This is a genomic window from Bradyrhizobium zhanjiangense (genome assembly GCF_004114935.1).
Taxonomy (GTDB): Bacteria; Pseudomonadota; Alphaproteobacteria; order Rhizobiales; family Xanthobacteraceae; genus Bradyrhizobium; species Bradyrhizobium zhanjiangense.
The window spans coordinates 9,049,982-9,064,306 of record NZ_CP022221.1; the positions used below are offsets into that span (position 1 = coordinate 9,049,982).

The 14,325-nt window shown below is 64.2% G+C and carries 16 protein-coding genes; 7 read left to right on the top strand and 9 right to left on the bottom strand.

All coding sequences use genetic code 11. The annotated features are described in order from the left end of the window. Window positions 1–130 precede the first annotated feature (130 nt). Window positions 131–802 (bottom strand): response regulator, encoded by a 672-nt coding sequence (locus XH85_RS43235; protein WP_091885267.1) that lies wholly within the window; start codon window positions 800–802, stop codon window positions 131–133. 294 nt (window positions 803–1,096) lie between these two features. Between XH85_RS43235 and XH85_RS43240 the strand changes: the two genes are divergently transcribed. Continuing rightward, window positions 1,097–2,731, top strand: coding sequence for an MFS transporter (locus tag XH85_RS43240; RefSeq protein ID WP_245473595.1), 1,635 nt, complete (start codon window positions 1,097–1,099; stop codon window positions 2,729–2,731). 69 nt (window positions 2,732–2,800) lie between these two features. On the opposite strand, the gene XH85_RS43245 is transcribed toward XH85_RS43240, so the two are convergent. Together XH85_RS43245 and XH85_RS43250 are read right to left on the bottom strand one after the other, a co-directional pair. Further along, window positions 2,801–3,274 carry a secondary thiamine-phosphate synthase enzyme YjbQ gene (locus XH85_RS43245; protein ID WP_128936809.1) on the bottom strand — a complete coding sequence of 158 codons (474 nt, stop codon included), beginning with the start codon at window positions 3,272–3,274 and terminating at the stop codon, window positions 2,801–2,803. A 153-nt stretch (window positions 3,275–3,427) separates the two neighbouring features. Continuing rightward, window positions 3,428–3,949 (bottom strand): hypothetical protein, encoded by a 522-nt coding sequence (locus tag XH85_RS43250; RefSeq protein WP_128936810.1) that lies wholly within the window; start codon window positions 3,947–3,949, stop codon window positions 3,428–3,430. 359 nt (window positions 3,950–4,308) lie between these two features. On the opposite strand from XH85_RS43250, the gene XH85_RS43260 reads away from it, so the two are divergent. The 5 genes from XH85_RS43260 (at window position 4,309) to XH85_RS43280 (ending at window position 6,948) form a co-directional block, all read left to right on the top strand. After that, window positions 4,309–4,683: an AtpZ/AtpI family protein gene (locus XH85_RS43260; RefSeq protein WP_091885261.1), complete on the top strand. Its 375-nt coding sequence runs from the start codon at window positions 4,309–4,311 to the stop codon at window positions 4,681–4,683. A 108-nt stretch (window positions 4,684–4,791) separates the two neighbouring features. After that, window positions 4,792–5,541: a F0F1 ATP synthase subunit A gene (locus XH85_RS43265; protein WP_128936811.1), complete on the top strand. Its 750-nt coding sequence runs from the start codon at window positions 4,792–4,794 to the stop codon at window positions 5,539–5,541. Window positions 5,542–5,594: 53 nt separating this feature from the next. Beyond that, window positions 5,595–5,825 (top strand): F0F1 ATP synthase subunit C, encoded by a 231-nt coding sequence (locus tag XH85_RS43270; protein ID WP_007599451.1) that lies wholly within the window; start codon window positions 5,595–5,597, stop codon window positions 5,823–5,825. A gap of 65 nt (window positions 5,826–5,890) precedes the next feature. After that, the gene (locus tag XH85_RS43275; protein WP_128936812.1) at window positions 5,891–6,457 is read left to right on the top strand and encodes a F0F1 ATP synthase subunit B; all 567 of its coding nucleotides are present in this window, start codon (window positions 5,891–5,893) and stop codon (window positions 6,455–6,457) included. A gap of 5 nt (window positions 6,458–6,462) precedes the next feature. Then, a complete protein-coding gene (locus XH85_RS43280) occupies window positions 6,463–6,948 on the top strand; it encodes a F0F1 ATP synthase subunit B family protein (protein ID WP_091885253.1) in 486 nt (161 codons plus the stop codon). A gap of 235 nt (window positions 6,949–7,183) precedes the next feature. On the opposite strand, the gene XH85_RS43285 is transcribed toward XH85_RS43280, so the two are convergent. From XH85_RS43285 to XH85_RS43305, 5 genes are all read right to left on the bottom strand, one after another. After that, on the bottom strand, window positions 7,184–7,834 hold the full coding sequence (locus tag XH85_RS43285; protein ID WP_128936813.1) for a hypothetical protein: 651 nt from the start codon (window positions 7,832–7,834) through the stop codon (window positions 7,184–7,186). Between the two features lie 146 nt (window positions 7,835–7,980). Beyond that, window positions 7,981–8,568, bottom strand: coding sequence for a GNAT family N-acetyltransferase (locus XH85_RS43290; protein ID WP_091885248.1), 588 nt, complete (start codon window positions 8,566–8,568; stop codon window positions 7,981–7,983). Between the two features lie 36 nt (window positions 8,569–8,604). Next, a complete protein-coding gene (locus tag XH85_RS43295) occupies window positions 8,605–9,894 on the bottom strand; it encodes a M16 family metallopeptidase (RefSeq protein WP_128936814.1) in 1,290 nt (429 codons plus the stop codon). Beyond that, window positions 9,891–11,309 carry a threonine synthase gene (thrC, locus tag XH85_RS43300; protein ID WP_164939781.1) on the bottom strand — a complete coding sequence of 473 codons (1,419 nt, stop codon included), beginning with the start codon at window positions 11,307–11,309 and terminating at the stop codon, window positions 9,891–9,893. Before thrC ends, XH85_RS43295 begins: the two co-directional genes overlap by 4 nt. 548 nt (window positions 11,310–11,857) lie before the next feature. Then, window positions 11,858–12,502 (bottom strand): response regulator transcription factor, encoded by a 645-nt coding sequence (locus XH85_RS43305; RefSeq protein ID WP_091885239.1) that lies wholly within the window; start codon window positions 12,500–12,502, stop codon window positions 11,858–11,860. An 86-nt stretch (window positions 12,503–12,588) separates the two neighbouring features. On the opposite strand from XH85_RS43305, the gene XH85_RS43310 reads away from it, so the two are divergent. Continuing rightward, window positions 12,589–13,929, top strand: a complete 1,341-nt coding sequence (locus tag XH85_RS43310; RefSeq protein WP_128936816.1) for a histidine kinase — start codon at window positions 12,589–12,591, stop codon at window positions 13,927–13,929. A gap of 12 nt (window positions 13,930–13,941) precedes the next feature. Here XH85_RS43310 and XH85_RS43315 read toward each other — a convergent pair whose 3' ends face one another. Continuing rightward, a complete protein-coding gene (locus XH85_RS43315; protein ID WP_091885231.1) occupies window positions 13,942–14,307 on the bottom strand; it encodes a nuclear transport factor 2 family protein in 366 nt (121 codons plus the stop codon). Between the last annotated feature and the right edge of the window lie 18 nt (window positions 14,308–14,325).

Sequence of the window (14,325 nt, forward strand, 5' to 3'; positions counted from 1 at the left end):
CGAGTGACACGATGCGCAGCATCGCGCCGGGAGCCTCGAAGGATGAACGGCCAAGGAGACAGCCGGGCCGTTCATCCTTCGAGGCCTCCGCTACGCTCCGGCACCTCAGGATGACGGATATGACCGGCCCTCACCCCGTCGGGGTGCCCTGCTTCCATTGGCCGCCGGCGATTTTCGCGGCGGCGATCACCGCCTGGGTGCGGCTCTCGACGCCGAGCTTTTGCAGGATGGCCGAGACGTGCGCCTTGATGGTGGCCTCGGAGACGCCGAGCTCGTAGGCGATCTGCTTGTTGAGGAGGCCCTCCGACAGCATCATCAGGACCCGGACCTGTTGCGGCGTCAGCGTCACCAGGCGATCGCGGAGGCGCGTCATGTCGGGGTCGGACGCGGCCGACAGATCGGTGTCGGCGGGAACCCAGACGTCGCCTTCCATCACCTTGAGGATGGCGTCGCGCAGCGTCTCGACACCGAACCGCTTCGGGATGAAGCCGGAGGCGCCGAAATCGAGCGAGCGGCGGATCGTGGCGCTGTCGTCGGAGGCCGAGACGATCACGACCGGAATCGCCGGATATTGCGCGCGCAGATAGATCAGGCCGGAAAAGCCGGAGATTCCGGGCATCGAGAGGTCGAGCAGAACCAGATCCACGTCGGAGGTCTGTTCCAGCAGCTTGGTCAGATCCTCGAACGATCCGGCCTCGTCGATCCTGGCCGAGGTCAGGACGCCCGCCACCGCCTGTCGCAGCGCATCGCGGAACAGGGGATGATCATCGGCAATGACGAGATGGGTCGTGGGAGCGTTCATCGTTCTCTTGCTGTCGTTCGCGACCGGCCGGCGAGTCGATGCGGCGGCGGGTCAATTCTTCCCTGCCCGGCCGTGGCATGCAAGTGCACATTATCCCTTTGCTGCAAAGGGGTTAATCCGCAACCTCGTCCGGCCGCGCCGCACCCGATACCAGCACCGTCAGCTGCGCGTCAGTGCGCAAGGCCAAAAGTCGTATTGGGGAGGGTTTCACGGCGATGTTACCTTAACGATCAGGTCGCCCGGCTTTCCGACAGCAGCCGGGTTGCGAAACAACCGTTTGGGGAGCGAAAACTGATGACCATGGCTGCGACCGCGGACGGGACCGTCCGCACCCGAGGGATGACTGGCGAAGAGCGAAAGGTCATTTTCGCCTCTTCACTTGGCACCGTCTTCGAGTGGTACGATTTCTACATCTACGGCACGCTCGGCGCCTTCCTGGCAAAATACTTCTTCTCAAACGTGCCGCCGAATGTCGGCTTCATCTTCGCACTGCTCGCCTTCGCAGCCGGCTTTGCAGTCCGCCCCTTCGGCGCACTGATCTTCGGCCGGCTCGGCGACATGATCGGCCGCAAATACACGTTCCTCGTCACCATGACGCTGATGGGCGTCGGCACCTTCTTCATCGGTCTGCTGCCGGGCTATGCGAGCTGGGGCCTCGCCGCGCCGATCGTGCTGATTGGTCTGCGCCTGATCCAGGGCCTGGCACTCGGCGGTGAATATGGCGGTGCGGCGACTTACGTTGCCGAACATGCTCCGCAGAACCGGCGTGGCTATTACACGTCGTGGATTCAGACCACCGCGACGCTCGGTCTGTTTCTGGCGCTGCTGCTGATCCTCGGCATCCGCACCGCGATGGGCGAAGAGGCATTCGGCGATTGGGGTTGGCGCATTCCGTTCCTGCTCTCAGGCGTCCTGCTGGCGGTTTCGATCTGGATCCGCTTGAGCCTGAACGAGTCGCCGGTGTTCCAGCGCATGAAGGAAGAGGGCAAGACCTCGAAGCGCCCGCTCACCGAAGCCTTCGGCGAATGGAGCAATGCCAAGATCGCTATCTTGGCGCTGTTTGGCGCCACGGCCGGTGAAGCGGTGGTGTGGTACGGCGGACAGTTCTATGCCCTGTTCTTCCTCACCCAGACCCTGAAGGTACCGGCCGTGCCGGCGCAGATCATGATCGTGGTTGCGCTCGCCCTGGGCACGCCCTTCTTCATCATCTTCGGAATTTTGTCCGACAAGATCGGCCGCAAGCCGATCATCCTCGCCGGCTTCCTGCTTGCGATGGTGACCTACTTCCCGATCTTCAAGGGCATCACCCACTTCGCCAATCCGAAGCTCGAAGCAGCGCTGGCAGCCTCGCCAGTGACGGTGATCGCCGACCCCAGCGAGTGCTCGTTCCAGTTCAAGGCAACCGGCACTGAGAAGTTCACCACCGGCTGCGACATCGCCAAGGCCGCACTGGTGAACTTGTCGGTGAACTACCAGAACCAGGATGCGCCGAAGGGCACGGCGGCGACGGTCAAGATCGGCGAGCAGACGCTCACGTCCACCTCGCCCGATTTCGCCAAGGCTTTGCCCGCAGCGATCAAGGCTCATGGCTATCCGGCTTCCGCCGATCCGAACGACATCAACTATGTCATGACGACGGTCCTGCTCTGGATTCTCGTGATTTACGTGACGCTGGTCTACGCGCCGATCGCCGCCTGGCTGGTTGAGCTGTTCCCGAGCCGAATCCGCTACAGCGGCATGTCGCTGCCCTACCACATCGGCAACGGCTGGTTCGGCGGCTTCCTGCCGGCGACGGTGTTTGCGATCGTGGCTGCTACCGGGAACATCTATTCCGGCCTGTGGTACCCGGTCGCCATTGCCGCGATGAGTCTGGTGATCGGTTTCCTGTTCCTGCCGGAAACCAAGGACGTCGACATCAAGCAGATCTAGTTGAGATCAGCCGGAATCAAGGCTCCGGCGATCAGACACGAACGGCCGCGGATTCCGCGGCCGTTTTGCTTATGACGTCGCGCCGACGAACTGCAGTACCACCTCGCGCCGATGCGGCCGGCTGCGATGCTCGATCAGATAGATCGCCTGCCAGGTGCCGAGCGCGAGCTTGCCGTTCAGGACCGGGACCTGGAGCGAGGCTCCCGTCAGCATCGTCTTGATATGCGCGGGCATGTCGTCGGGCCCCTCGGTGTCATGCATCCATCCGGCGTTCTCCGGCGCGAGCCGGGACAGCGCCGTGGCGAGATCGGCGAGCACGGAGGGGTCGGCATTCTCCTGGATCGTCAGCGAAGCCGAGGTGTGACGGATAAACAGCGTCAGCGCGCCGTCGCGCGCGTGAGCTTCGGCGATGAACTTGGCTGCCTCGCTGGTCAGATCGGTGAAGCCGCGGCCCGGCGTCTGCACGGTGAGCAGCGACGATGTGACGGCGGTGGCCTGCACCGACGAGGGCGCCGAACGCGTTACCGATTTGCCTAATGTCATCGAAAATTCCTCCGGAAGCGCCGTAGGGTGGGCAAAGGCGCAAAGCGCCGTGCCCACGTCTTCCCTCGTCATCGTGGAAACATGGTGGGCACGGCGCAAGGCACCTTTGCCCACCCTACAAGAGCTCAATGCTTTGGCCGCGCGAAGGGGTCCTCAAATCTTCCCCGACACGTCCTTCTGCACGCGGTTGGCCATGTCGATCAGCCGGCGCCAGGCTCTTTCCAGGAACGACATCACACGATCGAGATCCTGGTCGCTCGGCAGCGGGATCTCGATCTTGCGCTCGCCCTCGGCGGCTTTCGGCTCCGCCTTCTTGAGAGGATCGGATTTCGGCAGCGGCTCGTCGATCTTTCCCGACACCGTCGGCCCGGCCGCGAGCTGACCCTTCAGCTTCTCGACTTCGGCCTGAAGCCGGCCGATCTCGGCATCGAGTGCGGACCGCTCGTCGGGGACCGCGTAGCAAGCCCAGCCAGCGCCGTTCTTGGTGCAGGTCGACATGGCGCCGGTGCGGGTGTCGAGCCGCAACACGCCCTCGGGGATCGGCGTCATGCTGTAGCGGCCGTTTTCACTGTCGGGAGCGGATTGCGCGGCGGCGAAGCCACCGCTGACGACCATCACCACGGCGAACGCGGCTACCGCAAACCATGATGTTGTGGATGACGTCACAGGTCTCATCTTGCGCTCCGCCACGATGTGCAGGTGGCACTTTCGTAATTCTACACCCGCCGAGGCCATCCGCCGCCCAAAACGCACCACCGATATTCAACAACCGCGACGGTCCCTTTGATCCCGGCAGCGCGGCGAAATGGCGGCTGCATCCGCCGATCATGCGGAGAGCTGCTGCGGTGCGGCGTCACGCTGTGTGCAGCGCTGCTGTGTGCGCCAATATCATCAACTAAATCAGATACATAACAGAAAGCGACGCAATCGTGACTTGGCTTGACTTGATTATAGGCCATCAGTATGGTCCGCGCGGCTTTTGAGGGTGGCGGGCGTAATTTCCATTCAGCCGCGGCGTTTCGGGTCTTCGTTGCATGACACAGGGCACGGGACACGGTGAGAATGGAGATCGCGATAGATCGTCCGAGGAAGCTGCGCTTTCCGAACGGCTCGGAAGTCTTGATCAGCGGTTGTCCGAACTTCGGGACCGGCGGAGCAAGACCGAGCAACCCGCAGGTGACGGTGAAGACGGAGCGGCCAGAGCCTCGGCGATGGCGCTTGGTTTCCGGTTATCCTCGGAGTTGGTCGCCGGCGTCGTTGTCGGAGCGGGGATTGGCTGGGGGTTCGACCGCTTGCTGTCGACGTCGCCTTTCGGATTTATCGTGTTCCTGCTGCTGGGCTTCGTCGCCGGCGTGGTGAATGTGGTGAGAACGGCGGGCGCGGGTCAAAACAGGCGCGGTGGTTCTTAGGCGATCCCCAGGAGAGGAATGATCGTGCCGGCTCGCCGGTACGGGCCGGCCCGGCCGGCAGACCGAGACCCGCCGGCATTGCCCGGCAGACCAAGAGATGCCGCGCTGATGAAAATCGACCCGATCCACCAGTTCAACATCGAGCCTCTCTTCACCCTGGGCCATATCGGCAATCATACGATCGCCTTCACCAATTCGTCGCTCTACATGCTGGTGGCCGTGGCGATCATCTCGATCCTGATGCTCGCCAGCGGCACGCAGCTGATTCCCGGGCGTCTGCAGTCCGTCGCAGAAATCTCCTACGAATTCGTCGCCTCGACCATCCGTTCGACGGCCGGCGCGGAAGGCATGAAGTTCTTCCCGCTGATCTTCTCGCTGTTCATGTTCATCTGCGTCTCGAATCTGGTGGGTATCATCCCCTACACCTTCACGGTGTCGAGCCACCTGATCGTCACCGCGGCGCTTGCGCTCCTGGTGTTCTTCACCGTCCTGATCTACGGCGTCTACAAGAACGGCCTGAAATTCTTCAAGATTTTCGTTCCCCACGGCGTCCCCATCTACATCCTGCCGCTGGTCATGTTCATCGAGGTCCTGTCGTTCTTCCTGCGGCCGGTCTCCCACAGCGTCCGTCTCTTCGCCAACATGCTGGCCGGCCACATCGCGCTGAAGGTGTTCGCGGGCTTCGTCGCCATGCTCGGCTTCTCGCTCGGCGCCGTCGGCTGGGTCGGCGGCGTGCTGCCGCTGGCGCTCACGGTCGCGCTGACCTCGCTCGAGATCCTGGTCGCGTTCCTCCAGGCCTATGTGTTCGCGATCCTGACCTGCATCTACCTCAACGACGCCATTCATCCGGGACACTGAGCGGTCCGGGGAATTTCCACCCACAACGCAATCTTTCTTCCAAGGAGTCTAAAATGGATCCGGCAGCAGCAAAACTTATCGGCGCGGGCATCGCGTGCATCGGCATGGGCGGTGCGGGCGTCGGCGTGGGCGTGATCTTCGGCAACTACCTCGCCGCGGCCGTTCGCAATCCGTCGGCCGCTCAGGGCCAGTTCGGCAACCTGATCTTCGGCTTCGCCGTGACCGAAGCGCTCGGCATCTTCTCGCTGCTGATCGCGCTGCTGCTGCTGTTCGTTCCGCTCTGAGGACGACGTTTTTCGCGCCGTTCCAGCCCATGGGACGGCGCGCGTGACAGCAACAGGAGAACTCCATGGCTGAGAGTCATGGCGACGCAAAAGGTCCGGCGGCGGGCGCTCACACCGAGGCTGACGGTGGTCACCACGGTGGCGGTTTTCCGCCGTTCGAGAGCAGCAGCTTTGCTTCACAGCTGGTGTCGCTCGCGATCTTCTTCGTCCTGCTTTACGTGATCGTGTCCAAGCTCGCTCTGCCGCGCATCGGCGGTGCGATCGAGGCGCGGCAGAACAAAATCGAGGGCGACCTCGCCGAAGCGCAGAAGCTGAAGGACCAGTCCGACGCGGCGCTGAAGGCCTATGAAAGCGAGCTCGCTTCGGCGCGCACGCGGGCACAGGCGATCGGCAACGAATCCCGCGACAAGGCGAATGCGCAGGCGGACGCCGAGCGCAAGGCGCTGGAAGAGCAATTGGCGGCCAAGCTCGCCGGGGCGGAGAAGACCATCGCCTCGACCCGCGCTGCCGCCATGAGCAACGTCCGCGGCATCGCGGCCGATGCGGCAGGCCAGATCGTGCAGCAGCTCACCGGCGTCGTTCCCGACGCAGCGTCGGTCAATGCCGCGGTCGATGCGTCCTTGAAGGGTTAGTCGAGATGTTCTTCGAACCTGAATTTTGGGTCGCCGTCGCCTTCGTGATCCTGATGGTCGTGTTCGGCTATCTCGGGATCTTCAAGACGGCGATGACCGCGCTCGATCATCGCGCCGACCGCATCAAGGCCGAGCTCGACGACGCCGCACGTCTCAAGCAGGAGGCAGCCAAGGTGCTCGCCGACTACAAGGCGCGCAGTGCCGCGGCCGAGCGCGAGGCTGCCGACATCATCGCCAATGCCAAGTCCGAAGCCGAGCGCATCGCGGCCGACGCCAAGGCGAAGATGGAAGACTTCGTCGCCCGCAGAACCAAGACTGCGGAGAGCAAGATCGCGCTCGCCGAGGCCCAGGCGCTGGCCGATGTCCGCGCCGCAGCCGCCGAAGCCGCCGTACAGGCCGCCTCGACGATCCTGTCGCAGTCGGTCAAGGGCCAGGTCGCCGACGACCTGCTCGCCAAGGGCATCAACGAGGTTCGGCAGAAGCTGAACTGAGGGGGTTCGCCTTCACCAATCAAAAAGCCGGCGCGATGAGCGCCGGCTTTTTTGTTTTCGACGCCACGTCAACAAGTACGGTGTCATCACCCGCGCAGGCGGGTGATCCAGTACGCCGCGGCCCTCGGTTCTAACCTTGCTGTCTCGGATTACTGGATTGCCCGCCGGAGCCTGTCATCGGGCTCGCCGAAGGCGAGACCCGGTGGCGGGCAATGACAGCTGAGGTCGTAGCCAATTACTTCCTCTTCCGCCCCTTCGGCTCGGGCGAGAGTGCCTGCGGGTCGAAGCCGACATAGAAGATGTAGGAATCTGCGACCGCGGCTGAGGGGATCGGGTAGGCCAGATCTTCGGCGACGAAGGTGAAAGGCACGCTACCGCCCTCCGACATCTCGACCGTGGTCCGGTAGGCCTTCGAGGCGATCACCTTCTCGCCGACGCCGCCCTGCACCACGGCAATACGCAACGGGACCTCGACCGTCGCAGGCGCGCCGGCGGGACCGGCGATGACACGGCCCTGGATTCCGATCCGGGCGGTAATATCGCCGCCGCTCCGGGCGCATTCGCGCGCCATCTTGGTAATCGTGGCCTGGAAGCGGATCTCATTGCCGACAGCCGGCTTGCCGCTGGCGCCAACCGCATAGGTGGAGGCGCCGGCGCGCACGGTGACCTGCGGGCAATCGACGTCGTCATCGGCTGGCTGGCCGGGCGCGGGCGCCGGCTTGGGCTGCGCCGGCTCGTCGGACTTGCCGCCGAACAGGCTCTTGAAGCGGTCGCTCAAGGACTGGGCCGCCACCGGCGAAACGGACGCGAGCGCAATCGACAACGCCAGCGCGACCGCCGTCCCCTGCCGCAACGCATTCCGCGATGACCGAAGCTCCTTCACCATCGACACCCATACTCCATGACAGCATTCCGGCCGATCGCAGGCCGGCCCGCGCCGTTATATCGCCAAAATCGGCGAACCCAAGGCAGGTAAATTACGGCAGCAAGCAAGGCGGGGCGATCAAGACTTTGGCCGCAGGAGGTGGCGGCTCAGCCGCGAAAATCCTCATGCAGCAGGCCGAACAGCAGGTGATCCTGCCAGATCCCGTTGATGCAGAGATAGCGGCGCGCCAGCCCCTCGCGGGAGAAGCCGCACTTCTCCAGCACCCGGATCGACGGCGCATTGGTGGGGATGCAGGCGGCCTCGACCCGGTGCAGGTTGAGCTCGCCGAACAGCGTCGGCAGCAGCACCCGCAGGGCCGCGGTCATGTAGCCGCGATGGGCGTAGGGCTGCCCAATCCAATAGCCAATGGTGCCGGCCTGCACGATGCCGCGCCGTACATTGGCCAACGTGATGCCGCCGACCATGGCGCCGTCGAGCTCGCGAAAGATCAGAAAGGGATAGGAACGATCCGCGGCGATGTCCTCGGAATAGCGGCGCAGACGGCGGCGGAAGCCGGACCGGGTGAGGTCGTCCGAGGGCCAGATCGGCTCCCAGGGCGTGAGGTAGTCGCGGCTGCTTTCGCGCAAGTGAGCCCATTGCAGGAAATCCGACATCTGCGGAGCGCGCAGCAGCAACCCGTTCCCGCGCGGCACGAGTGCGGCGGGTCCACTGGATGGCAGGCGAAAGAGGGCCATGGTGATGCTTCCGGGGGGGGCGCCCCTGCGCGGCTCCTAATGCAGCCGAGCCTTGGCGCGCGCCCGGGTCAATCCTTCCGCAAAAGACACCGCCGTGTCCAGCCCCCTGCCGCTGCCCAATGCGACGACCGCAGGGCGGCTGCGCGAAAGCAGCGCACGTGCGGCATCCCGGGTCGATTCGACGCTGACGGCGTCGATTCGGGCCACCAGCTCCTGCACGGTCTGCGGCCGGCCATAGGCCAGCACATGCCGGGCAAGCTGCTCGGCACGGGACGAGCAGCTCTCCAGCGCCATCAACAGGCCCGCCTTCATCTGCGCCTTGGCCCGCGCGATCTCGGCCTCGGTCAGGGTTTCCACCGAATCATTCATGATGTCGATCACGACCTCCATCATCTCCGGCGCGTCGGCGGGATCAGTGCCGGTGTAAAGGCCGAAGAAGCCGGTGTCGGTGTAGGGCGCGTGGAAGGTGTAGATGGAGTAGCAGAGGCCGCGCTTCTCGCGCACCTCCTGGAACAGCCGCGACGACATCCCGCCGCCGAGAATGTTGGTGAAGACCTGGAGCGAAAACAGCGACAGGTCGGTCTGCGGCACCCCTTCGAGCGCCAGCGTCAGATGCGCCTGCTCGAGCTCGCGGTGGACCACTTTGGCGCCGCCCTGGCCGAACTGGGCGGATTGCGGCTTCGGTCCCGGTGTCGCCTCAAAGCCCGCGAAACGCTTCTCGACCTCGGCGACCACCTGCTTGTGATCGACCGCGCCGGCAGCGGCCACCACCATGTCGGGCCCGCGATAATGCGTCGACAGGTAGCCACGGAGCATGTCGCGGTTGAAGCCGCGCAGCGTCTTGGCGGTGCCGAGCAGCGAACGGCCCATCGGCTGGTCGGGATAGCAGAGCTCGTTCAGATGCTCGAACACGACGTCGTCGGGGGTGTCCTGCGCAGCCCCGATCTCCTGCACGATGACGTTCTTCTCGCGCTCCAGCTCGTCCGACTCGAAAACGGGATTGGCGAGGATGTCGGCGAGCACGTCGAGCGCGAGCGGCACGTCGGCTTTCAGCACCCGCGCGTAATAGGACGTGGTTTCGGTCGAGGTGCCGGCATTGAGGTCGCCGCCGACCGCTTCGATCTCCTCGACGATCTCGCGCGAGGAGCGCTTGGTCGTGCCCTTGAACGCCATGTGCTCCAGAAGATGCGAGATGCCGTGCTCGTTCGGCTTCTCGTCGCGCCCGCCGACGCCAGCCCAGACGCCGAGCGCCGCAGTCTCGAGATGGGGCATCTTGTCGGTGACGATGGTCAGGCCGGAGGCAAGCTTGGAAATCTCGACGCTCATCCGGCAACTCCCTGCTTTGCGGCGCGGCTGACCGACAGCACGAACCGCTCGACCTCGGCCTGATCGTTCTTCATCACCTTCATGTGCTCGGATTTGGTCATCAATCCGTCGAGCCAGGCAGGCAGTTGCGGCCGCTGGCCGCAGGCTGCCTCGACCGCATCGGGGAATTTGGCCGGATGGGCCGTGGAGAGCACGACGCTCGGGACCGTCGTGTCGGTCGTATCGCGGTCGGCGACCGCAAGCGCCACTGCTGTATGCGGATCGACCAGCTCGCCCGCCTCGCGCCAGGCGGCGCGGATCGCAGCCGCAGTTTCGGTCTCGTCGGCGCGGCCTGCGTCGAACTCCCCGCGGATCGCGGCCAGCGTCGCATCGGGCAGCACGAAGCGTCCGGACTGTTTCAGAGAATCCATCAGGCGACGCACACCAGCCGCATCGCGCTGGCCGGCTTCGAACAGCAGCCGCTCGAAATTTGAGGAGATCTGGATGTCCATCGACGGCGACGCCGTGGCGTGCACCTCGCGCACCTCGTAGATCCCGGTCTTGAGCGTGCGGGCCAGGATGTCGTTGACGTTGGCGGCGATGCGCAGCGTGCGCACCGGCAGGCCCATGCGCTTGGCGACGTAGCCGGCAAAGATGTCGCCGAAATTGCCGGTCGGCACGACGAAATCCACCGCGCGCGCCGGTGCACCGACGGCGACGGCCGAGGTGAAATAGTAGACCACCTGGGCAACGATACGCGCCCAGTTGATCGAGTTGACGCCGGACAGTGACGTCGCATCGCGGAAGCGATGGTTGTTGAACATCCCCTTCACGAGCGCCTGGCAGTCGTCGAAGGTGCCTTCGACGGCGAGCGCGTGCACATTGGCCGCACCCGTCGTCGTCATCATCCGCTGCTGGACCTCTGAGATGCGGCCGTGCGGGAACAGCACGATGAGGTCGACATTCTCCAGACCCGCAAAGGCTTCGACCGCGGCGCCGCCGGTATCGCCGGAGGTCGCGACCACGATGGTGGTACGCTGGCCGCGCTTGGCGAGCACATGGTCCATCAGCCGCGAGATCAGCTGCATCGCCACGTCCTTGAAGGCGAGCGTCGGGCCGTGGAACAGCTCCAGCACGAACTGGTGCGGCGACATCTGGCGCAGCGGCACCACCGCAGGATGGCGGAAGGTGGCGTAGGCCTCGTTGGCCATGCGGCCAAGCTCGGCGTCCGTGATCTCGCCGCCGGCGAAGGGACGAATCACGTCGACCGCGACCTCCCAATAGGGGCGGCCGAAGAAGCCGGCGATGGCCTGCGCCGAAAGCTGCGGCCAAATGGCCGGCACATACAGGCCGCCATCGCGGGCGAGCCCGGTGAGCATCACGTCACAGAAGCCGAGTTCGGGGGCCTCGCCCCGGGTCGAGATATAACGAGTCAAACTGCCCTCCAAAGGCCGACCGAGCCTGAGCCCGCTCGTTAAGCCTTTGATTTTACGAAAATACTTGTTAACAGCCAGCGGCTTTCGGCCACCATAAAGTGTTTTGCGGCATCGGGAAACCGCTTCCGGTCGCTCCCGTTGCTCAATGAAAAAGGGCTGCGGCATTGCCGCAGCCCTTCTCTTGGAAGGTCTGTCGTTGTGTGCAGACCGGTTTGCCTCGTCAGGTCCCCCGACCCGCTAAAACTGTTCGCCCAAGCTTTCGTCAGCTGCAATCAAATCGTCAAGAGCCAAAACGGCAGGCGACGAACGATGTTCCTATTTTTCCCGGCGCGCTCAGGGCATTCTGTCGCCGATACGTGCAATGACTCGCTCCATATTGCCGTTTTCTCCCGAAACCATGGCCGGCCTGAGGAACGAATGCCGCGGCGACCGATTGGGTCGGCGGAGGGTGCCGGCCATCGCCTATGCATTGCCCGGCCGATGGTGACACCGATCCGTCGACCGAACCGCTGCATCCTGGAGCAGCCGGTTCGGTCGTTGGCGGGAGATCAATTCATCCCGATTTCCACGGCGATCCGGATCAGATCGGAATGGTTTTTAGCCCCGAGCTTCTGCTTGAGTAGGGACGTGGTGTTCGCGACGGTCTTGTAGGAGATGCCGAGCGCCTCGGCCACTTCGACGATTTTGTCGCCGCGTCCGAGCAGGCGGAGAATCTCGAGCTCCCGCGGCGTCATCTGCGAGGCTGGATTGGCCTTGATCGCCGCACCGGAAAACGTCACGGCTTCCGCGAGCTGCGGCGAGATGAAATTGTCGCCTGCGACCACCTTGCGCACCGCCTTCAGCAAGATCCTGGGATCGTCGCCCTTGGAAACATAACCCTGCGCCCCAAGCTCGACCGCCCGCACCACGAAGGCCGGATCGTCGTTCATGCTGAACATGATGATCTTGGCGCCCGGATCGTCCTTGCGGATGCGTCGCATCAGCTCGAAGCCGGAGACATCAGGCAGGCTGATGTCGATCACGGTGACGTCGGGCCGCTTGCTGACATAGGCGCGATGCCCGGATTTGGCGTCGGTCGCCTCGTCGATACGGATCGAGTGGTCGGAGGCGAACAGGGTGCGACAACCGGACAGCACCACGGGATGGTCGTCGACGATCAGGACCCTGGTCGCCGGTCTGGCGGTATCTTGCATCGCGCGCTCTCTTGTTTTTCGACTCATAGACCGGCGGGAACAAATGGAAAGAGAGAATCCCACCAAAACACGTTAGAATTGACCTAATGTGGCAACGGCTCTCATTCCGGACGCAATTGTTTCTTCCGCTCGGCGCGAGCCTTCTCGCGGCACTGATCCTGGGCGGCATGCTGCTTCAGACCTTCGCAGGGGGCCAGCTCGCTGAGGAGAATGAGCCGCGCCAGCGTTCGACCCTGGCAATCGCCACCGCGCTCAACAACACCCTGCGCGCGTCGGACAATCCACGGCAGACACTCGATGCCTTTGTCCATTCATTGGGTACCTCCTCCGATATCCAATTCCGCGCCGCCGAGGAGGGTCCCGCGCCCTCCCCGAAAGGCGGCCTGCGCAACCTGCATGGCGTGCCGCAATGGTTCATCGAGCTGCTTGTCATCCCGGAGATGGACGCGGCGTCCCCGGTCATCATCGATGGCAGGCGTGTAGGAGATCTCGTCTTCCTCCCGGACCTGTCGGCCGACTTGTTCGAGAAATGGATCGGCTTTCTCGCGCTGATCTGCCTCGTCCTGGCGCTCATGGTGCTCACGGGCACCATCGCCTATGTCTTCGCGGGATCGGCGCTGCGGCCCCTGCGAAATCTCGGCGACGGGCTCACGCGGATACGGCGCGGCGACTACGCAACGCCGATTCCCGTCGCCGGCCCGCCGGAGATCCGGCAGAGCTGCGAGGAGGCCAATTCGCTGGCCGCAACGCTGGCGCAATTGAGCGCGGACAATCGCAACCTCCTGCACCGCCTGGTGTCGCTCCAAGATGACGAGCGGCGCGACCTCGCCCGCGAGATGCATGACGAACTCGGGCCGCTGTTGTTCAGCATCCGCGCCGGGACGATCGCCTTGATCGAGGCATCTTCACCTGCAGGAAATCTCGGCAATTCGGCGCAGGAGGTGCTGCAATCGGTCGAGGCGCTCCAGCAGACCAACCGCCGTATTCTCGACCGGCTGCGACCGCTCTATATCGAGGAGCTGGGCCTCGCGACCAGCGTGCAGACACTGCTGCAAAACTTTCGCAAGCAGTCACCGCATATCGGCCTGACGGCCACGATCGATCCCGGTCTCAACGGGATCGACGGACCGCTGGCCCAGACCGTCTATCGCGTGATCCAGGAGGCGCTGACCAACGTGCTGCGCCATGCCAAAGCCGGCAATGCCCATGTGCAGGCGACCGTCGCCGGCGAGGCGCTCCTCATCGAGATCTCCGACGACGGCGGCGGCTTTCCCGCCGGCAACGTCTTCGGCCGGGGCCTGACAGGCATGCATGAGCGCGTGCGCGCGCTCAGCGGGTCGCTGTCACTGCTGCGCGCGGATGACCGAACCCATGTACGCTGCCGTCTTCCGGTCGAGACGACGCGGGATGCGTCATCATCAGGCTAGCACGCGATCAGGCTAGCACGCGCAACCGGCATGCGCGCTCTGCCGCGCCGGCTCGCACAGCGTGCTGCGAATCTTGCCTTCGGGGCTGAAGCGAAACGAAGCATGAATGTGCAGCGCGCCGGCGACGGAATATTCGAGTTCGACGCCATGAGGCGCGGGATGAATCTCCTCCAGTCCGAAACCCACCGACGCGAAGGCGCTGAGCCGCGGCTGCCAATAGGCTTCGAGCTCGCTCCGGCCACAATATCGGTGCATGCCGTTGCACATGCATTCGAGCTGGGCGTCGTCGGCATAGAGATCGAGCAGCGTCGTGAGGTCGCCCTTCCGACAGGCGTCCACCCAATCGACGACAATTCCCATCTGATCAAAATCACTCACGCTGCAATCCTCTGCCGG